The 3,138-nt window shown below is 64.3% G+C and carries 3 protein-coding genes; 2 read left to right on the forward strand and 1 reads right to left on the reverse strand.

Annotation, left to right across the window (positions count from 1 at the left end; all coding sequences use genetic code 11):
* Positions 1-72 precede the first annotated feature (72 nt).
* Entirely contained in the window at positions 73-462 is a 390-nt protein-coding gene (locus ACFWF3_RS29885; RefSeq protein ID WP_378989183.1) for a helix-turn-helix domain-containing protein, read from the reverse strand.
* Positions 463-843: 381 nt separating this feature from the next.
* Here ACFWF3_RS29885 and ACFWF3_RS29890 point away from each other — a divergent pair, with 381 nt between their 5' ends.
* Complete coding sequence (locus tag ACFWF3_RS29890) at positions 844-1,536, forward strand: hypothetical protein (protein WP_379316972.1); 693 nt, start codon at positions 844-846, stop codon at positions 1,534-1,536.
* 749 nt (positions 1,537-2,285) lie between these two features.
* A complete protein-coding gene (locus ACFWF3_RS29895) occupies positions 2,286-2,855 on the forward strand; it encodes an ImmA/IrrE family metallo-endopeptidase (protein WP_379316974.1) in 570 nt (189 codons plus the stop codon).
* Positions 2,856-3,138: the final 283 nt, after the last annotated feature.

Consider the following 3,138-nt stretch of genomic DNA (forward strand, 5'->3'; position numbering starts at 1 on the left):
CTCCCCCGGCCTCCTGACGCAGTACGCAAACGACGAATGCCCCGCGATGAGCGGGGCATTCGTCGTTCGAGCTCAGCTGTGTCTGGCCGCGCGAAGTCCGTTGACGTAAGCGGCGACAATTCGCAGATCACCTTCGGACAACCCGGAGAGATCGACGATTCCCTCGGTGGATTGCGGCCGAACCTGCTCCGTCTCGATCGGGTCCAGCCCCGCCTGTGTCAGCAGCGGTTCGGCATCGAGACCGACCGCCGCCGCCATGGCCTGCAAGGTCTCGGCCGTGGTGCTGGCGGGGACCTTCTGTCCGCGCTTGTACTGGGTCCCGTTCTCGACCTGCGTCCACAGGCTCGTACTGATCCGTGCTGCTTTCGCGGCGCGGTCCATCGACATCTCGCGCTCCTTGCGAGCAAGTCGCAGGGTGGCGCTGACCTCGGCGGGGACCACCGCGCTCCGTTGTCTCACCATGCATCGAGGGTAGCAGATTGTTTGCACTGATGCATGAAGTGTATGTAGTCATCGGCTGCGAATTTGCGAATCGAAATCCTGCACCGGATGTAGACCGTAACAGCGAAGGGCGAGTTTGTTTGTGGCGGTAGGTGACTGGGTACAGCACTCTGCCGCCTCGGCTTGACAGACGCGTTGCAACAACGTTGCATACAACGGGTGTCCGATTGTGGGTCCCAGTAGGAGCCACTCCTGGACACCGCCCGGGGGCGCGCCACTCGATTTCGGCCGCGTAGCAGGGTACGACCGGGGCTCCGGCCCGCTATCGACCGAAGGAGCAAGTACATGGGCCCATACGATGCCGTCACGGCGTCGAACCGCATTCGTGAGGATTCATGCGGCGTGACCCCCCTGGACAGGTGGGCCGATGACAACCACCTGTACCTGGATCGGGAAGCCGCGCGGGATCTGGCCCGGATGCTCGGGGACATCCCCGACCTGGCCGAGGACCTGTCGGACGCGCGCACGCGCCAGACCCGCTTCGGCGCGGTGGACTACCGCACGCGCAGTGGCTCGCAGGAACAGCGACTTCCGTTCAATCCCGTCGCTGCTCGCGCGGCCGACCACCTCCAGTCGGTCTTGGTGGCCTGGGTTCGGTTGGTCTGCGAACAGCGCGGCATCGACTACACCGGGGTCGTGACCACCAGCGGCATGGCGGAATGGTTGCAGCGCAACATCATCGCGCTGGCGATGACGGAAGGTGTGGAGGCCGCGCCCGCTGAGTTCGCCGCGGCGATCGAGGCCGCGGAAGCGGTGGTGTGTCCGCCGGTCGATCTCGCTCCCGCCGATGCGGCTCTGGTCCTGCGCGCCAGGGCGGTTCGCCTCCATGCGGCCGCGATCGGCAAACTCGCCGAAGAGCTGGGTGACGGTTTCCGCAACCTCACCGCTCGGCGGGTGCGCACACTGCGCAAGGCTGGTCTGATCAGTCCCGTCCCGGGGCCCTGGTCGCCGGACTGGCCGGAGCTCTTCATCGTGGGTGAGGTTTTGGATGCGCACCGTGCCCTTCCGGCGCGGCACCGGGCGAAAGATGCATAGCGAACAGAGTGACCCAGCGGGGCGTCGGCAGATTGTTGCCGGCGCCCCGCTGGCGTTGTGGAACCCGGCACGGCTGGATCCAGGTGCCCGAAGTGCTTAGGCCGCATGAAGTTCGGGCTCGTCTCTTCGCGTCGGTGTATCGAAATACCCACGCCTACCTGGGATTTGGCATCGTGTGAAAGTCGGTGTTGACAAGTTGTGGCCGATGACGCAAACTAGTGCCAGCGGGATTCGTCGTGCCCAAAATCATTTCGGGACACCGCGATTCGATGTCAGCGAGCGCTGACCCCGCAGATCCTGACCGGGACTCGGTTCACGTCAACGCTAGAATGGGCGCGTGCTCTCGACCGAGAGTCTCGACATTTCGGCTGCTGGGTGAGGTTCTACTTGTGTCAGGTGCATTCGATGCATTTACTCCCGATGAATCCGGTAAGCCGACCGGTGAGAGACCTACTCGCGAAGGCGAGTCCCTCTATCGAGTAGACGACTCGATACCAGGCCGAAGGAACCGTGTCGGCCATGTCGATCTGTCCGACATCTGCGTAGAAGACCTCCAGGTTGTCGCTGGTGCGGTGGATCGCTGGCGCTCGCTCCGGGCGCCGACCACGGTGACGCGTACCACCTCTCGGTGACCTGACACACGGCATCTGACACCGTCTCCGGTGGTGATGATGCGACGGGTCGTGGTCAGTTCCGAGTTGTGAGAGTTGTGTATTGCCATGGGTGATGAAGGTGAGTCGGATGCCTCGATGCCGGACCGACAAGATATCGCGGTGCAGCGCAATGGGTTCAACGCCCAAGAATCTGCGTTCAACCAGGGAATCCGGGTTGATTCGGCCGTGGTCTTCGACTTCGTGTCGTATTGGTCGGTAGTCGACCGCGCAGTCCTTATCCAGGCCGACCTGTCCGGTCACGTACGAAACGAAGTCATCGCCCACGCCGTCGCCCACATCGAGATGGCCGAATCACGCGAACTGGCAGCAGCACTCGACGGCGAGCGATGGCGGGGCCGGATCGAGATGCAGGTGCACGATGTGGTGGCACAACGCCTCATCCCCGTCGCCCACCTGCGTGATGCGCTGGAGGTGGGCGACAACCTCACCGATGTCTCCGCGCTCCTCGGGGTCACCGAGTTCCTGCTCGGTTGGCGATTGCAACACCTGGCGAACGAGGAGTTCGCGGTGATCCCGGTGCACCTGCTGAACCGCCTGGGCTGGCTGCCCGGGATGCCCTCCGAATACCCCTATCGGTGCTTGTGGCCGACATCCAGCTCGGGCGAGATGCTTCGCCAGCTGGCACCCGGCCGACACCACCGGTAGCCACCGTCTTCCTCAGCCCTCGTTCCGTGAAAACGGCACGGGGGCTTTGTCGTTGGCGCGTGCCGCCGATTCAGAACTCATGCGGCAGGCCCCCGGTCACGAACACCTCGAGCCAGCGGGTTCAGAGCCCGCCGCATGCCCGCCCCTGACGCGCCCGTCTCCCGCAGCTCGCTGTGGTCGAAAGGCGTTGTCGCAGCGCAGGGGCGCATCGGTCCCGCTCCGGCGGAGCACTCCGTCGGAGCGGGACCTCCACTCACGTCCCAGAGAGGTACGAACATGTCAC

The organism is Nocardia sp. NPDC060220 (assembly GCF_042727815.1).
GTDB lineage: Bacteria > Actinomycetota > Actinomycetes > Mycobacteriales > Mycobacteriaceae > Nocardia.